23 protein-coding genes and 6 tRNA genes are annotated in these 15,263 nt (G+C 24.1%); 18 read left to right on the top strand and 11 right to left on the bottom strand.

The features are described 5' to 3' along the window. The first annotated feature begins 13 nt into the window (after window positions 1–13). Window positions 14–1,252, top strand: a complete 1,239-nt coding sequence (locus AAHM82_RS08425; RefSeq protein ID WP_342263626.1) for an acetate kinase — start codon at window positions 14–16, stop codon at window positions 1,250–1,252. Between the two features lie 112 nt (window positions 1,253–1,364). On the opposite strand, the gene AAHM82_RS08420 is transcribed toward AAHM82_RS08425, so the two are convergent. Both AAHM82_RS08420 and AAHM82_RS08415 read right to left on the bottom strand, forming a co-directional pair. Then, window positions 1,365–1,670, bottom strand: coding sequence for a hypothetical protein (locus tag AAHM82_RS08420; RefSeq protein ID WP_342263625.1), 306 nt, complete (start codon window positions 1,668–1,670; stop codon window positions 1,365–1,367). Next, on the bottom strand, window positions 1,655–2,329 hold the full coding sequence (locus tag AAHM82_RS08415; RefSeq protein WP_342263624.1) for an IS1/IS1595 family N-terminal zinc-binding domain-containing protein: 675 nt from the start codon (window positions 2,327–2,329) through the stop codon (window positions 1,655–1,657). Before AAHM82_RS08415 ends, AAHM82_RS08420 begins: the two co-directional genes overlap by 16 nt. A gap of 541 nt (window positions 2,330–2,870) precedes the next feature. Between AAHM82_RS08415 and AAHM82_RS14240 the strand changes: the two genes are divergently transcribed. The 12 genes from AAHM82_RS14240 (at window position 2,871) to AAHM82_RS08365 (ending at window position 10,037) form a co-directional block, all read left to right on the top strand. Next, window positions 2,871–3,311, top strand: a complete 441-nt coding sequence (locus tag AAHM82_RS14240; protein WP_342263396.1) for a transposase family protein — start codon at window positions 2,871–2,873, stop codon at window positions 3,309–3,311. Next, window positions 3,308–3,700, top strand: coding sequence for a transposase family protein (locus AAHM82_RS14235; RefSeq protein ID WP_342264845.1), 393 nt, complete (start codon window positions 3,308–3,310; stop codon window positions 3,698–3,700). Before AAHM82_RS14240 ends, AAHM82_RS14235 begins: the two co-directional genes overlap by 4 nt. A gap of 158 nt (window positions 3,701–3,858) precedes the next feature. After that, a complete protein-coding gene (locus AAHM82_RS08405; protein ID WP_342263616.1) occupies window positions 3,859–4,563 on the top strand; it encodes a transposase in 705 nt (234 codons plus the stop codon). A 57-nt stretch (window positions 4,564–4,620) separates the two neighbouring features. Further along, window positions 4,621–4,935 (top strand): hypothetical protein, encoded by a 315-nt coding sequence (locus tag AAHM82_RS08400; protein ID WP_342263623.1) that lies wholly within the window; start codon window positions 4,621–4,623, stop codon window positions 4,933–4,935. A 292-nt stretch (window positions 4,936–5,227) separates the two neighbouring features. After that, a complete protein-coding gene (locus tag AAHM82_RS08395; protein WP_342263352.1) occupies window positions 5,228–6,187 on the top strand; it encodes an IS1/IS1595 family N-terminal zinc-binding domain-containing protein in 960 nt (319 codons plus the stop codon). Between the two features lie 183 nt (window positions 6,188–6,370). Beyond that, complete coding sequence (locus AAHM82_RS08390) at window positions 6,371–6,778, top strand: transcription antitermination factor NusB (protein ID WP_342263622.1); 408 nt, start codon at window positions 6,371–6,373, stop codon at window positions 6,776–6,778. A gap of 14 nt (window positions 6,779–6,792) precedes the next feature. After that, window positions 6,793–7,530 carry a hypothetical protein gene (locus AAHM82_RS08385; RefSeq protein WP_342263621.1) on the top strand — a complete coding sequence of 246 codons (738 nt, stop codon included), beginning with the start codon at window positions 6,793–6,795 and terminating at the stop codon, window positions 7,528–7,530. A 13-nt stretch (window positions 7,531–7,543) separates the two neighbouring features. Further along, window positions 7,544–8,359, top strand: coding sequence for a TlyA family RNA methyltransferase (locus tag AAHM82_RS08380; protein WP_342263620.1), 816 nt, complete (start codon window positions 7,544–7,546; stop codon window positions 8,357–8,359). 33 nt (window positions 8,360–8,392) lie between these two features. Beyond that, window positions 8,393–8,530 carry a hypothetical protein gene (locus AAHM82_RS14230; protein WP_425288971.1) on the top strand — a complete coding sequence of 46 codons (138 nt, stop codon included), beginning with the start codon at window positions 8,393–8,395 and terminating at the stop codon, window positions 8,528–8,530. Beyond that, window positions 8,481–8,846 (top strand): hypothetical protein, encoded by a 366-nt coding sequence (locus AAHM82_RS08375; RefSeq protein WP_342263619.1) that lies wholly within the window; start codon window positions 8,481–8,483, stop codon window positions 8,844–8,846. The genes AAHM82_RS14230 and AAHM82_RS08375 overlap by 50 nt, the downstream gene beginning before the upstream one ends. Window positions 8,847–9,077: 231 nt before the next feature. Further along, window positions 9,078–9,488 carry an IS1/IS1595 family N-terminal zinc-binding domain-containing protein gene (locus AAHM82_RS08370; RefSeq protein WP_342263618.1) on the top strand — a complete coding sequence of 137 codons (411 nt, stop codon included), beginning with the start codon at window positions 9,078–9,080 and terminating at the stop codon, window positions 9,486–9,488. Window positions 9,489–9,650: 162 nt separating this feature from the next. Further along, window positions 9,651–10,037, top strand: a complete 387-nt coding sequence (locus AAHM82_RS08365) for a hypothetical protein (RefSeq protein ID WP_342263617.1) — start codon at window positions 9,651–9,653, stop codon at window positions 10,035–10,037. Between the two features lie 125 nt (window positions 10,038–10,162). On the opposite strand, the gene AAHM82_RS08360 is transcribed toward AAHM82_RS08365, so the two are convergent. From AAHM82_RS08360 to AAHM82_RS08330, 7 genes are all read right to left on the bottom strand, one after another. Then, window positions 10,163–10,251, bottom strand: a tRNA-Leu gene (locus AAHM82_RS08360). A gap of 5 nt (window positions 10,252–10,256) precedes the next feature. Next, window positions 10,257–10,332 (bottom strand) — tRNA-Lys (locus tag AAHM82_RS08355). A 10-nt stretch (window positions 10,333–10,342) separates the two neighbouring features. Continuing rightward, window positions 10,343–10,417: transfer RNA gene (locus AAHM82_RS08350), tRNA-Gln, on the bottom strand. Window positions 10,418–10,423: 6 nt separating this feature from the next. Then, window positions 10,424–10,506 (bottom strand) — tRNA-Tyr (locus AAHM82_RS08345). Window positions 10,507–10,516: 10 nt separating this feature from the next. Beyond that, window positions 10,517–10,592 (bottom strand) — tRNA-Thr (locus tag AAHM82_RS08340). A 3-nt stretch (window positions 10,593–10,595) separates the two neighbouring features. Continuing rightward, window positions 10,596–10,671 (bottom strand) — tRNA-Val (locus tag AAHM82_RS08335). A 155-nt stretch (window positions 10,672–10,826) separates the two neighbouring features. Continuing rightward, a complete protein-coding gene (locus AAHM82_RS08330; RefSeq protein ID WP_342263451.1) occupies window positions 10,827–11,132 on the bottom strand; it encodes a hypothetical protein in 306 nt (101 codons plus the stop codon). Window positions 11,133–11,660: 528 nt separating this feature from the next. Between AAHM82_RS08330 and AAHM82_RS08320 the strand changes: the two genes are divergently transcribed. From AAHM82_RS08320 to AAHM82_RS08310, 4 genes are all read left to right on the top strand, one after another. Beyond that, window positions 11,661–11,933, top strand: a complete 273-nt coding sequence (locus AAHM82_RS08320) for an IS1/IS1595 family N-terminal zinc-binding domain-containing protein (RefSeq protein WP_342263371.1) — start codon at window positions 11,661–11,663, stop codon at window positions 11,931–11,933. 65 nt (window positions 11,934–11,998) lie between these two features. Beyond that, window positions 11,999–12,439 carry a transposase family protein gene (locus AAHM82_RS14225; protein WP_342263396.1) on the top strand — a complete coding sequence of 147 codons (441 nt, stop codon included), beginning with the start codon at window positions 11,999–12,001 and terminating at the stop codon, window positions 12,437–12,439. Next, window positions 12,436–12,828 (top strand): transposase family protein, encoded by a 393-nt coding sequence (locus tag AAHM82_RS14220; RefSeq protein ID WP_342264845.1) that lies wholly within the window; start codon window positions 12,436–12,438, stop codon window positions 12,826–12,828. The genes AAHM82_RS14225 and AAHM82_RS14220 overlap by 4 nt, the downstream gene beginning before the upstream one ends. A gap of 158 nt (window positions 12,829–12,986) precedes the next feature. Next, window positions 12,987–13,691, top strand: coding sequence for a transposase (locus AAHM82_RS08310; protein WP_342263616.1), 705 nt, complete (start codon window positions 12,987–12,989; stop codon window positions 13,689–13,691). A gap of 95 nt (window positions 13,692–13,786) precedes the next feature. On the opposite strand, the gene AAHM82_RS08305 is transcribed toward AAHM82_RS08310, so the two are convergent. Both AAHM82_RS08305 and AAHM82_RS08300 read right to left on the bottom strand, forming a co-directional pair. After that, a complete protein-coding gene (locus AAHM82_RS08305) occupies window positions 13,787–14,098 on the bottom strand; it encodes a transposase family protein (RefSeq protein WP_342264862.1) in 312 nt (103 codons plus the stop codon). Then, window positions 14,095–14,499, bottom strand: a complete 405-nt coding sequence (locus AAHM82_RS08300) for a transposase family protein (protein WP_342263615.1) — start codon at window positions 14,497–14,499, stop codon at window positions 14,095–14,097. The genes AAHM82_RS08305 and AAHM82_RS08300 overlap by 4 nt, the downstream gene beginning before the upstream one ends. 435 nt (window positions 14,500–14,934) lie before the next feature. Between AAHM82_RS08300 and AAHM82_RS08295 the strand changes: the two genes are divergently transcribed. Continuing rightward, window positions 14,935–15,261 (top strand): hypothetical protein, encoded by a 327-nt coding sequence (locus AAHM82_RS08295; protein WP_342263614.1) that lies wholly within the window; start codon window positions 14,935–14,937, stop codon window positions 15,259–15,261. Window positions 15,262–15,263 lie beyond the last annotated feature (2 nt).

Raw genomic sequence — 15,263 nt, 5'->3', positions numbered from 1 at the left:
ATTTAAAAGATTAATGAAAGGAAATAAAATAATGCTATCTAATTTAAAGAAAAAAATTTTAGTTATTAATGCTGGTTCAAGTTCAATTAAGTTTCAGTTATATGAAATAACAGCAAATAAAGAATTTAATCCAATTTGTAAGGGATTAGCAGAAAGAATTTTTGTTGATGGTAAAACGACGATTAAATATAATAATAATGAATTTGTTAGTGATACCCCGTTATCAAATCATAATGTGGCCGCAGAAGTTATTTTAGAACTTTTAAAGTCACAAAATGTGATTCAAAATTTTAATGAAATTATTGCTGTGGGGCATCGCATTGTTCATGGCGGTGAAAAAATCAAAGAAAGTGTCATTGTTAATGATGATATTACAAAGATAATTGCTGAAAATATTAAGTTGGCACCGTTACATAATCCTGCGGGGTTAAGTACTTTAAAAGCATTTCAAGCGGTTGCTAACTGTCCACATATTGCTGTTTTTGATACAACATTTCATACTACAATGCCAAAAATAAATTATATTTATCCCGTACCATATAATTGATATACTGACTATAATGTTAGAAGGTATGGATTTCATGGTATTAGTTATCATTATATTATTAATAAACTAAGTTTGATTCTTAATAAACCAGTTAGCAATATTAATGCGATTGTTTGTCATTTAGGAAATGGTGCTAGTATTTGTGCCATTAAAAATGGGAAATCATATAATACATCAATGGGATTTACACCTTTAGCAGGATTAATGATGGGTTCTCGTAGTGGTGATATTGATCCAGCGATTCATCAATATATTGCTGAACAATTAAATTTAGATATTGTTGGTGTTGTTAATAAACTAAATAATGAATCTGGTTTATTAGGAATTAGTCAAATTTCTTCTGATACGAGAGAAGTTAGTCGGGTTGCTAAGGATGGTAATATTCAAGCACAATTTACCTTGGAATTATATGCTAAAAGAGTTGTTGATTATATTACTCAGTATCAAAATGATTTGGATAATAAGGTTGATGCGATTGTTTTTACGGCTGGTATTGGTGAAAATAGTGCTTTAATTCGAGAAATGATTATTAAAAATATTAAAACTATGGCGTTAGATTATAATCGTGGTAAGAATAGTCAATCATATGATGATTATTTACAAATATCTAATGATTTGAGTTCGGTGGCTATTTATGCGATTCGAACTAATGAGGAATTAATGATTTGTGAAGAGACATATCGGTTATTAAATAATATCAATTAAATTAACATATTTTTTTAATTTTGTCGAAAACTCTTGATAAAATAAAAAAAATCATCAACTTGATAATTTTAAAAGGCTTTTATGTAAAATTACTATTTTTACTTTAACTTTTTTATACATTAAAATATAATACCGCTGTTTGTTGGTTTGGAGTTAAACCCTTATGTTGGTATTTTCATTTTCAGAGATTTAAATAATTTTGAATATTAGTAAAACCTAAACCATGATAATGAATTAAGGTTTCTTTAAGACTAGATTGTAATTTACTGATTTTATTTAAGTTACGATAACTAGCTTCAGGATTAATTGTTGTTTTAGTTACACATAAAGTAGAATTTGTTTGTTTTGCTACTAAAAAATATAATTTTTGCATATCAGAAGTAATAATTGAATTTTCGTTAATTAATTCTTTGTTCATATTTTCAATAACTCATTGTTTTTGTAAACGTTTGGTGTTTGTGGATTTAACATAAATATTGTTATTATATTATTATCAATTGCCATTTGAATACAGCATTTAGTATTAGTTGCGAATGGGTCAAGGTGAATTCTTCGTGGATCAGTTTTATATTTGAAATTTCCTTTATGGATTTCTTTAATAAATGTTTCATCGATTTGGATTTTACCAGATAATTTTTTAAATTTTAATTGGGTATTTTCTAATTGTTTTGATTTCATTAATTTTTGACGATTATATCAAGCAGTTTTTAATGTAGTTTTAATAAAACGAGAAATTGTTTTACTAGATTGCCCCAGCAATGAAATTTGAATCAATAAATTTCATTGTTCATAATTTAAATGACTTCAATAAATAAAATGATTACGAAAAGCGTCAAAACTTGCACGGCAATTTTTACATAAATATTTTTGTTTTCCTTCTGAATTATGTCCATTTTTAACGCAATGGTAAGATTCACATTTAGGGCATTTAATACCTTGCGCTCTAAATTTTTGATCAATTTCATTTAACCGTTTTTGTTTTTTTATTAATTCTGCTTGTTGTTTGACTTTTTCATAAAATTCTAAAAATTGATCATCTGTTAAAGTATTTACTAGTTCTTGAATTATTTTTTCCATAATTATTATCCACCTCTATCATATTAAAAATATACCTAAAATTAAGTATATTCAATAAATATCAAGAGTTTTCGACAAAATTAAAACAAATAAGTACGAGGTCGCGTTTAGTTTTCTTAGGTATTTTTTAAAAAAGAAAAAATAATCATTTACTATAAATTGTTTCAATATGCAAATTAAGTATATATTTCTTATGTATGATTTTTGTTGTAAAAAATTATTTTAATGTTGTTTTTATAAGCATTTTACTTAGTTTTTATAACCTTTTATTAAGATTATGTTTGTTAATATTAAATATTTTGTTTTATTACTTATTTTTCAAATAAAACAATAATTAAATTGTAGTTACTTTTCTTTCAAAATTAATCAAATATTTCTCTACCTAACAAAACTTTACGCGTCCAGGAAAACAAAAATATTTATGTAAAAATTGCCGTGCAAGTTTTGACGCTTTTCGTAATCATTTTATTTATTAGACTTCTTGCAAAATTAATTTAAAATATAATTGAATTGTTGTTTTTAATAAAAAGGTGGAATTTAAATGAAATTTAAAAAAAATAATCAAATAAGTGATAAAAATTTTTTAAGATTAACTGGTATTAAACATACTACTTTTAATAAAATGCTAGAAATTTTAAAAATAGAAGAATTAAAAAAGAGATTTCGTCGCGGAAGAACCAATAAATTATCATTAGAAAATCGTATTTTAATGACTTTAGAATATTGAAGAGAATATAGAACTTATTTTCATATTGCAAAAAGTTATGATATTAGTGAAAGTAGTTGTTATAGAAATATCAAATGAATTGAAGACACTTTAATAAAACACCCTAATTTTCAACAACTTACTGGTCAAAAATCACTATTAAAAGATTATTTCAAAGATAAGACTGTTATAATTGATGTAACTGAAAGCCAAATCCAACGCCCAAAAAAAGACAAAAACAGCACTACTCAGGAAAAAAGAAAAAACACACAATAAAAACACAAGTTATAATTGAAAAAGATAGTAAAAAAATTATTAGTTCTGATTTTTCTTATGGTAAAAACCATGACTTTAAAATTTTAAAAGATTCAAAAATTAAATTTTTACCAGAAACAACTGTTTTAGTGGATTTAGGTTATCAAGGCATACAAAAAATTAATCATAATGTTTTAATTCCTAAAAGAAAATCAAAGAAAAACCCTTTAAATAAAGAAGAAAAGCAAAATAATGAGCGAATTTCAAAAATGAGAATTGTTATTGAAAATGTTTTTGCTATACTTAAAAAATTTAAAATTATTAGTGAAAAATATCGAAATCGTAGAAAAAGATTTGCTTTAAGATTTAATTTAATAGCTTCAATTTATAATTTACAACTATTAGTTTAAATATATTTGATAATTTAAAATTTCAGTCTTTTTTTATTGTAAATAATAATTTTTATTATGTTTTAATGACAAAATATTTGTAAAAATAATCTAAAAATTATTTTAATAACACTTTTATATTTATTTTAAATTTAAAAATTATAATTATCATATTAATTTTGCAAGAAGTCTATTGAAGTCATTTAAATTATGAACAATGAAATTTATTGATTCAAATTTCATTGCTGGGGCAATCTAGTAAAACAATTTCTCGTTTTATTAAAACTACATTAAAAACTGCTTGATATAATCGTCAAAAATTAATGAAATCAAAACAATTAGAAAATACCCAATTAAAATTTAAAAAATTATCTGGTAAAATCCAAATCGATGAAACATTTATTAAAGAAATCCATAAAGGAAATTTCAAATATAAAACTGATCCACGAAGAATTCACCTTGACCCATTCGCAACTAATACTAAATGCTGTATTCAAATGGCAATTGATAATAATAACAATATTTATGTTAAATCCACAAACACCAAACGTTTACAAAAACAATGAGTTATTGAAAATATGAACAAAGAATTAATTAACGAAAATTCAATTATTACTTCTGATATGCAAAAATTATATTTTTTAGTAGCAAAACAAACAAATTCTACTTTATGTGTAACTAAAACAACAATTAATCCTGAAGCTAGTTATCGTAACTTAAATAAAATCAGTAAATTACAATCTAGTCTTAAAGAAGCCTTAATTCATTATCATGGTTTAGGTTTTACTAATATTCAAAATTATTTAAATCTCTGAAAATGAAAATACCAACATAAGGGTTTAACTCCAAACCAACAAACAGCGGTATTATATTTTAATGTATAAAAAAGTTAAAGTAAAAATAGTAATTTTACATAAAAGCCTTTTAAAATTATCAAGTTGATGATTTTTTTTATTTTATCAAGAGTTTTCGACAAAATTAAAAAAAAAAGACTTAATAATGCTTTTAATATTGGTGTCATTAAGATAAATCCTAATAATATTAAGCAAAGTATTATTTTATTTCCAGCAAAAGAAAAAGAAACTCTTGACTGAGCAACAATTGATCGCTTAGTTACTGAAAATTCTGATTTTAAAGATTTTGTTAAAATTGTTATTCAATCATTACAAGCAAATACGATTGTTGGTAATTTTGATAAGGTCCTAACAGATGCCGAATATGAAAATTATATTAATGAAAAACATATTAAAGAATAATAAAATATTTTTTTAATTTTGTCGAAAACTCTTGATATTTATTGGATATACTTAATTTTAGGTATATTTTAATATGATAGAGGTGGATAATAATAAAAATGATGATAGTTGAATTAATTATAAAGGTAATGCTGTAACAAATAAATATAATAGATTTAAGTAAGTAAAAATATTAGTTAAAATTTAATAATAATTAATAATTTTTTATTTTAATTTTGTCGAAAACTCTTGATATTTATTGAATATACTTAATTTTAGGTATATTTTAATATGATAGAGGTGGATAATAATTATGGAAAAAATAATTCAAGAACTAGTAAATACTTTAACAGATGATCAATTTTTAGAATTTTATGAAAAAGTCAAACAACAAGCAGAATTAATAAAAAAACAAAAACGGTTAAATGAAATTGATCAAAAATTTAGAGCGCAAGGTATTAAATGCCCTAAATGTGAATCTTACCATTGCGTTAAAAATGGACATAATTCAGAAGGAAAACAAAAATATTTATGTAAAAATTGCCGTGCAAGTTTTGACGCTTTTCGTAATCATTTTATTTATTGAAGTCATTTAAATTATGAACAATGAAATTTATTGATTCAAATTTCATTGCTGGGGCAATCTAGTAAAACAATTTCTCGTTTTATTAAAACTACATTAAAAACTGCTTGATATAATCGTCAAAAATTAATGAAATCAAAACAATTAGAAAATACCCAATTAAAATTTAAAAAATTATCTGGTAAAATCCAAATCGATGAAACATTCATTAAAGAAATCCATAAAGGAAATTTCAAATATAAAACTGATCCACGAAGAATTCACCTTGACCCATTCGCAACTAATACTAAATGCTGTATTCAAATGGCAATTGATAATAATAACAATATTTATGTTAAATCCACAAACACCAAACGTTTACAAAAACAATGAGTTATTGAAAATATGAACAAAGAATTAATTAACGAAAATTCAATTATTACTTCTGATATGCAAAAATTATATTTTTTAGTAGCAAAACAAACAAATTCTACTTTATGTGTAACTAAAACAACAATTAATCCTGAAGCTAGTTATCGTAACTTAAATAAAATCAGTAAATTACAATCTAGTCTTAAAGAAGCCTTAATTCATTATCATGGTTTAGGTTTTACTAATATTCAAAATTATTTAAATCTCTGAAAATGAAAATACCAACATAAGGGTTTAACTCCAAACCAACAAACAGCGGTATTATATTTTAATGTATAAAAAAGTTAAAGTAAAAATAGTAATTTTACATAAAAGCCTTTTAAAATTATCAAGTTGATGATTTTTTTTATTTTATCAAGAGTTTTCGACAAAATTAAAAAAATATTTGATTAAGCATATTTTCTATTTAATAGAAAATATGCTTTCTTTTATGCTAAAATTAGTAATAACGGTGGTAAAAATATGGAAAAAAATTCACAGCATAATATAAGAGAAAGCATAATTTTTTTTATCTATCAACAACAATTATTAAATTATGACTTAGAAACAATTATTAAAGAAATTAAAGAAAACAAAGAAGATTTTAATGCAGAAACTATTAATAATTTAATTCATCTTTTTGAACAACGAAAAATTATAATTAAAATTATTAATAAATACTTAAAAGTAGGGTGACATTTTTCTAAATTATCTAATTTAGAGCAAGGGATTTTATTGTGAGCAACTTATGAATTACTTATTTTAAAGGAAAATTCAGCGATTATTATTAATGAAGCAGTTCTTATTACTAAAAAGTATTTCATCAATACTGAATATAAATATATTAATGGCATTTTGCAAAGTATTGCTAATAATGAGAAAAGTGACTAACAAGGATGACAACTATGGGAAATGAATTACTGAAGAAATCTATTAAATTAGCAAAGAAAACATTAATTAAAACCATAAAACAAACCAATAATCCAGAAATTATTCAAGATGGTTTGTATATTTTAAATGTTGTTACTAAACATAGTATTTTTATGCAAGCATTAGGTCTATTAATTGTTAATGAAAAATTAAGTCCCGAGTTATTTATTCGTCATTTAATTTCTTGCAAAGCTGTAGTTTGTAGTCAAATTTACCTTTTTGATTTAGAAATTAAAAAAATTAAAAATCTGAAAGTAATTAATGAATTTTTTCAAAACTTAGCAATTAGTTCTGCAATTAAATCACCAATTGAATTACAATTACAAGATGCCTATAATAGTAAAATTAAAAATATTGATGAGTTAAAAGGCTTAGGATTAGTAAGAAATGAAAAATTTTATCTTCTCGCCCATCTGATTGGTAATTCATTTGAATCGGTAGCAATTTTTAATCACAAAGAAAATAACAAAACTTATTATTATAATTTTGGTTTTTATTTAGCATTATATTTTTTATTACATCGTGAAACCTTAGCTCGAAAAGCTAAAATTCCTTCTTTATTAGACCAATTGCCAACACAAAATCTTTTAATTGTAAAACTTAATATTATGGAAAAATATATTAATGCTATTGCTACAATATATCCTTTAGAATTTAACGAATTTATCATCCTCAATAACAAATCAATAAACAAAATGAAAAATTTATCGTAAGTGAAGAACAACAATGGAAAAAATCCGATTAGATATATTATTAGTTCAAAAAGAATTATTTCATTCCCGAACTGAAGCTCAAAGTGCCATTATTAATCATCAAGTACTTGTAAATGATGAATTAATTATTAAGTCAGGAACTTTAGTTGCCCTTAACAGTATTATTAGAATAAAAAAACAAGATAATCAATTTGTTTCCCGTGGGGGATATAAATTAAGTAAAGCTCTTAAAGCGTTTAATATCAATTTAGAAAATCTTGTATGTTTAGATATTGGTTCTTCTACGGGTGGTTTTACTGATTGTATGTTACAAAATAAAGCAAAATTGGTTTATAGTTTAGATGTCGGTACTAATCAATTAGCTTGAAAATTACGAACTCACCCCCAAGTAATTGTTATGGAAAACACTAATTTTCGTTATGTCAAGAAAGAAATGTTTAAAGATAATATTAGTTTTTGTGCTATTGATGTTGCCTTTATTTCATTAACAAAAATTATTCCGGTTTTAACAGAAATTTTAATGCCCCAAGGCCAATTAGTTTGTTTAATTAAACCACAATTTGAAAGTAGTAGAACGCAAATTGAAAAGGGGGGCGTTGTTAAAAACCCCGTAGTGCATTATCAAGTATTAAATAATTTAATTGCTTTTTTTAAAGAATATGGTTTTTCTTTACAAGGTTTAATTTATAGTCCAATCGTTGGCCACAAGAAAGGAAATATTGAATATTTAGCTCATTTATTTTCCAATAACCTTTTACAAAGCAAACAAATTAATGTTATAAAATTAGTGGATGATGCTTTTAATACCCTTAAAAATACCCCCAAATAGATTTTATATTAACTAAAAAGGATAAGTTAAAAGATGAAAGTAATATTTTATATTGATATGAATGCTTTTTTTGCTAGTTGTCATCAAGTTATTGATCCAAGTATTGCTTCCGAACCTATTGTTGTTAGTACTCAATCCACAATCCAGAAGAGCAATTGTCGCTTCAGCTAACTATGAAGCGAGAAAATATAATATTAAAACCGCCATGCCCTTATATCAAGCAAAAGCGTTATGTCCGACATTAATTTGTATTAACAATAACCGTAAACTTTATATTGAGTATTCACATAAAATTTTCAATTTATTAGTAAATAATTTTACCAATAAAGTAGAAATAACTTCAATTGATGAATACTGTTTAGACGCAACTAATATTTATCTTCAATATAATAATGCATTTGAGTGCGCTAAAGCAATCCAAAACAATATTTTAAATTCATTAAATTGGACGCGTAAAGTTTTGTTAGGTGGAAAAATATTTGATTAATTTTGAAAGAAAAGTAACTACAATTTAATTATCGTTTTATTTGAAAAATAAGTAATAAAACAAAATATTAACAAACATAATCTCAATAAAAGGTTATAAAAACTAAGTAAAATGCTTATAAAAACAACATTAAAATAATTTTTTATTTTAATTTTGTCGAAAACTCTTGATATTTATTGAATATACTTAATTTTAGGTATATTTTTAATATGATAGAGGTGGATAATAATTATGAAAAAAATAATTCAAGAACTAGTAAATACTTTAACAGATGATCAATTTTTAGAATTTTATGAAAAAGTCAAACAACAAGCAGAATTAATAAAAAAACAAAAACGTTTAAATGAAATTGATCAAAAATTTAGAGCGCAAGGTATTAAATGCCCTAAATGTGAATCTTACCATTGCGTTAAAAATGGACATAATTCAGAAGGAAAACAAAAATATTTATGTAAAAATTGCCGTGCAAGTTTTGACGCTTTTCGTAATCATTTTATTTATTGAAGTCATTTAAATTATGAACAATGAAATTTATTGATTCAAATTTCATTGCTGGGGCAATCTAGTAAAACAATTTCTCGTTTTATTAAAACTACATTAAAAACTGCTTGATATAATCGTCAAAAATTAATGAAATCATAACAATTAGAAAATACCCAATTAAAATTTAAAAAATTATCTGGTAAAATCCAAATCGATGAAACATTCATTAAAGAAATCCATAAAGGAAATTTCAAATATAAAACTGATCCACGAAGAATTCACCTTGACCCATTCGCAACTAATACTAAATGCTGTATTCAAATGGCAATTGATAATAATAACAATATTTATGTTAAATCCACAAACACCAAAGGTTTACAAAAACAATGAGTTATTGAAAATATGAACAAAGAATTAATTAACGAAAATTCAATTATTACTTCTGATATGCAAAAATTATATTTTTTAGTAGCAAAACAAACAAATTCTACTTTATGTGTAACTAAAACAACAATTAATCCTGAAGCTAGTTATCGTAACTTAAATAAAATCAGTAAATTACAATCTAGTCTTAAAGAAGCCTTAATTCATTATCATGGTTTAGGTTTTACTAATATTCAAAATTATTTAAATCTCTGAAAATGAAAATACCAACATAAGGGTTTAACTCCAAACCAACAAACAGCGGTATTATATTTTAATGTATAAAAAAGTTAAAGTAAAAATAGTAATTTTACATAAAAGCCTTTTAAAATTATCAAGTTGATGATTTTTTTTATTTTATCAAGAGTTTTCGACAAAATTAAAAAAATATTCTGCTTTAAATTTCTTTATGGTACCTAAGGTCGGACTCGAACCGACACAAACTTTAACATTTACTGGAGCTTAAATCCAGCGTGTCTACCAATTCCACCACTTAGGCACTAATGGTACCCCGTGCAAGGCTCGAACTTGCGACCCTCTGGTTAAAAGCCAGATGCTCTACCGACTGAGCTAACGGAGCATATTAAATTTGGCTGGGGAGGGTGGATTTGAACCACCGCATCAAGGAGTCAAAGTCCTTTGCCTTACCACTTGGCTACACCCCAACATTATGGTGGAGGGAGAGGGATTCGAACCCCCGAACCCTAGGAGTTGGTTTACAGCCAACCGTGTTTAGCCACTTCACTATCCCTCCAAATAATTTATGGTGCTGGCTATAGGAATTGAACCTACGACCTACCGCTTACAAGGCGGTTGCTCTGCCTGCTGAGCTAAGCCAGCAAATGGTGGGTTGTGACGGGATTGAACCGCCGACCGCTCGCTTGTAAGGCGAGTGCTCTCCCAGCTGAGCTAACAACCCATTTAATTTAGGACTTTATAATAATATAAAAAAACATTCTCATTGTCAATTATTTTTTTAATTTTGTCGAAAACTCTTGATAAAATAAAAAAAATCATCAACTTGATAATTTTAAAAGGCTTTTATGTAAAATTACTATTTTTACTTTAACTTTTTTATACATTAAAATATAATACCGCTGTTTGTTGGTTTGGAGTTAAACCCTTATGTTGGTATTTTCATTTTCAGAGATTTAAATAATTTTGAATATTAGTAAAACCTAAACCATGATAATGAATTAAGGCTTCTTTAAGACTAGATTGTAATTTACTGATTTTATTTAAGTTACGATAACTAGCTTCAGGATTAATTGTTGTTTTAGTTACACATAAAGTAGAATTTGTTTGTTTTGCTACTAAAAAATATAATTTTTGCATATCAGAAGTAATAATTGAATTTTCGTTAATTAATTCTTTGTTCATATTTTCAATAACTCATTGTTTTTGTAAACCTTTGGTGTTTGTGGATTAAACATAAATATTGTTATTATTATCAATTGCCATTTGAATACAGCATTTAGTATTAGTTGCGAATGGGTCAAGGTGAATTCTTCGTGGATCAGTTTTATATTTGAAATTTCCTTTATGGATTTCTTTAATAGACTTCTTGCAAAATTAATATGATAATTATAATTTTTAAATTTAAAATAAATATAAAAGTGTTATTAAAATAATTTTTAGATTATTTTTACAAATATTTTGTCATTAAAACATAATAAAAATTATTATTTACAATAAAAAAAGACTGAAATTTTAAATTATCAAATATATTTAAACTAATAGTTGTAAATTATAAATTGAAGCTATTAAATTAAATCTTAAAGCAAATCTTTTTCTACGATTTCGATATTTTTCACTAATAATTTTTTTAATTTTGTCGAAAACTCTTGATATTTATTGAATATACTTAATTTTAGGTATATTTTAATATGATAGAGGTGGATAATAATTATGGAAAAAATAATTCAAGAACTAGTAAATACTTTAACAGATGATCAATTTTTAGAATTTTATGAAAAAGTCAAACAACAAGCAGAATTAATAAAAAAACAAAAACGTTTAAATGAAATTGATCAAAAATTTAGAGCGCAAGGTATTAAATGCCCTAAATGTGAATCTTACCATTGCGTTAAAAATGGACATAATTCAGAAGGAAAACAAAAATATTTATGTAAAAATTGCCGTGCAAGTTTTGACGCTTTTCGTAATCATTTTATTTATTAGACTTCTTGCAAAATTAATTTAAAATATAATTGAATTGTTGTTTTTAATAAAAAGGTGGAATTTAAATGAAATTTAAAAAAAATAATCAAATAAGTGATAAAAATTTTTTAAGATTAACTGGTATTAAACATACTACTTTTAATAAAATGCTAGAAATTTTAAAAATAGAAGAATTAAAAAAGAGATTTCGTCGCGGAAGAACCAATAAATTATCATTAGAAAATCGTATTTTAATGACTTTAGAATATTGAAGAGAATATAGAACTTATTTTCATATTGCAAAAAGTTATGATATTAGTGAAAGTAGTTGTTATAGAAATATCAAATGAATTGAAGACACTTTAATAAAACACCCTAATTTTCAACAACTTACTGGTCAAAAATCACTATTAAAAGATTATTTCAAAGATAAGACTGTTATAATTGATGTAACTGAAAGCCAAATCCAACGCCCAAAAAAAGACAAAAACAGCACTACTCAGGAAAAAAGAAAAAACACACAATAAAAACACAAGTTATAATTGAAAAAGATAGTAAAAAAATTATTAGTTCTGATTTTTCTTATGGTAAAAACCATGACTTTAAAATTTTAAAAGATTCAAAAATTAAATTTTTACCAGAAACAACTGTTTTAGTGGATTTAGGTTATCAAGGCATACAAAAAATTAATCATAATGTTTTAATTCCTAAAAGAAAATCAAAGAAAAACCCTTTAAATAAAGAAGAAAAGCAAAATAATGAGCGAATTTCAAAAATGAGAATTGTTATTGAAAATGTTTTTGCTATACTTAAAAAATTTAAAATTATTAGTGAAAAATATCGAAATCGTAGAAAAAGATTTGCTTTAAGATTTAATTTAATAGCTTCAATTTATAATTTACAACTATTAGTTTAAATATATTTGATAATTTAAAATTTCAGTCTTTTTTTATTGTAAATAATAATTTTTATTATGTTTTAATGACAAAATATTTGTAAAAATAATCTAAAAATTATTTTAATAACACTTTTATATTTATTTTAAATTTAAAAATTATAATTATCATATTAATTTTGCAAGAAGTCTATTGAAGTCATTTAAATTATGAACAATGAAATTTATTGATTCAAATTTCATTGCTGGGGCAATCTAGTAAAACAATTTCTCGTTTTATTAAAACTACATTAAAAACTGCTTGATATAATCGTCAAAAATTAATGAAATCAAAACAATTAGAAAATACCCAATTAAAATTTAAAAAATTATCTGGTAAAATCCAAATCGATGAAACATTTATTAAAGAAATCCATAAAGGAAATTTCAAATATAAAACTGATCCACGAAGAATTCACCTTGACCCATTCGCAACTAATACTAAATGCTGTATTCAAATGGCAATTGATAATAATAACAATATTTATGTTAAATCCACAAACACCAAACGTTTACAAAAACAATGAGTTATTGAAAATATGAACAAAGAATTAATTAACGAAAATTCAATTATTACTTCCGATATGCAAAAATTATATTTTTTAGTAGCAAAACAAACAAATTCTACTTTATGTGTAACTAAAACAACAATTAATCCTGAAGCTAGTTATCGTAACTTAAATAAAATCAGTAAATTACAATCTAGTCTTAAAGAAGCCTTAATTCATTATCATGGTTTAGGTTTTACTAATATTCAAAATTATTTAAATCTCTGAAAATGAAAATACCAACATAAGGGTTTAACTCCAAATCAACAAACAGCGGTATTATATTTTAATGTATAAAAAAAGTTAAAGTAAAAATAGTAATTTTACATAAAAGCCTTTTAAAATTATCAAGTTGATGATTTTTTTTATTTTATCAAGAGTTTTCGACAAAATTAAAAAATAATTTTAAATTTTTTAAGTATAGCAAAAACATTTTCAATAACAATTCTCATTTTTGAAATTCGCTCATTATTTTGCTTTTCTTCTTTATTTAAAGGGTTTTTCTTTGATTTTCTTTTAGGAATTAAAACATTATGATTAATTTTTTGTATGCCTTGATAACCTAAATCCACTAAAACAGTTGTTTCTGGTAAAAATTTAATTTTTGAATCTTTTAAAATTTTAAAGTCATGGTTTTTACCATAAGAAAAATCAGAACTAATAATTTTTTTACTATCTTTTTCAATTATAACTTGTGTTTTTATTGTGTGTTTTTTCTTTTTTCCTGAGTAGTGCTGTTTTTGTCTTTTTTTGGGCGTTGGATTTGGCTTTCAGTTACATCAATTATAACAGTCTTATCTTTGAAATAATCTTTTAATAGTGATTTTTGACCAGTAAGTTGTTGAAAATTAGGGTGTTTTATTAAAGTGTCTTCAATTCATTTGATATTTCTATAACAACTACTTTCACTAATATCATAACTTTTTGTAATATGAAAATAAGTTCTATATTCTCTTCAATATTCTAAAGTCATTAAAATACGATTTTCTAATGATAATTTATTGGTTCTTCCGCGACGAAATCTCTTTTTTAATTCTTCTATTTTGGACGCATAAAGTTTTGTTAGGTGGGAAAATATTTGAATAAGTATTAAGACAGTCAGCAATGATTGTCTTTTTATTTTATAAGATGTTAAAAATTTGTTCTTTGAAAATTAAATACAAGTGAATTAATAATGTTGGTATGTATTAAAGCACGATAAATTGTGGGTGGTCGCCATAACCAAAAGAAGTTTACCAGTTAATAGATAACATCCTATTAGCTATAGCAATTTGTTTCGTTTTGCAATAAAAAAATGAATGGGTGGATTTCCTAAAAATATACACGCTATTAAATTAGTTCCAAGGGTAGGATGCGGACATTAAAGTGTAGAAATTTCTATATAGGGATATACTAAGTTTAAAATTATTAAAATCTTTATCTAATTAAAAAAAACAAAATTTACTAACAAAGCTTGTTAAACACTTAAATCTGCGATATATAAGTGTTTAAAAAACTAAGTTAACATAACTTAGTTTATTCATAAGAAAGGTAATTTATTATGAAAAACATTGAAAACATTTTCTTAAATACTAAAAAATATCTTTTAAAAGAAACACAAAACGCAATGCTTATTAACGCACCAAAAATTCCGTGATTTAATGAACAAATCGGCATTTGGTTTCCAAAGCGATTTGTTTATAAAGGAAAATACGAAAATTCAATTTGCATTGGAATAATAAAAGATAGTAAATATCAAGTAATTTCGATTAATCAAAAAGAAAAAGAAATCAAATTAATTAAGGGGCAAGAATTATTAGGCTTCTTCATTGCCGAAAAAGAAAACAACAAAAAAGATACAAATTATAACTATTTTAAAGGAGTTTAAAA

Origin of the sequence: Spiroplasma endosymbiont of Clivina fossor, from assembly GCF_964031115.1 — a bacterium.
In the GTDB taxonomy this organism is placed as follows: domain Bacteria; phylum Bacillota_I; class Bacilli_A; order Mycoplasmatales; family Nriv7; genus Nriv7.
This window is presented reverse-complemented; position numbering and strand designations above follow the sequence as displayed.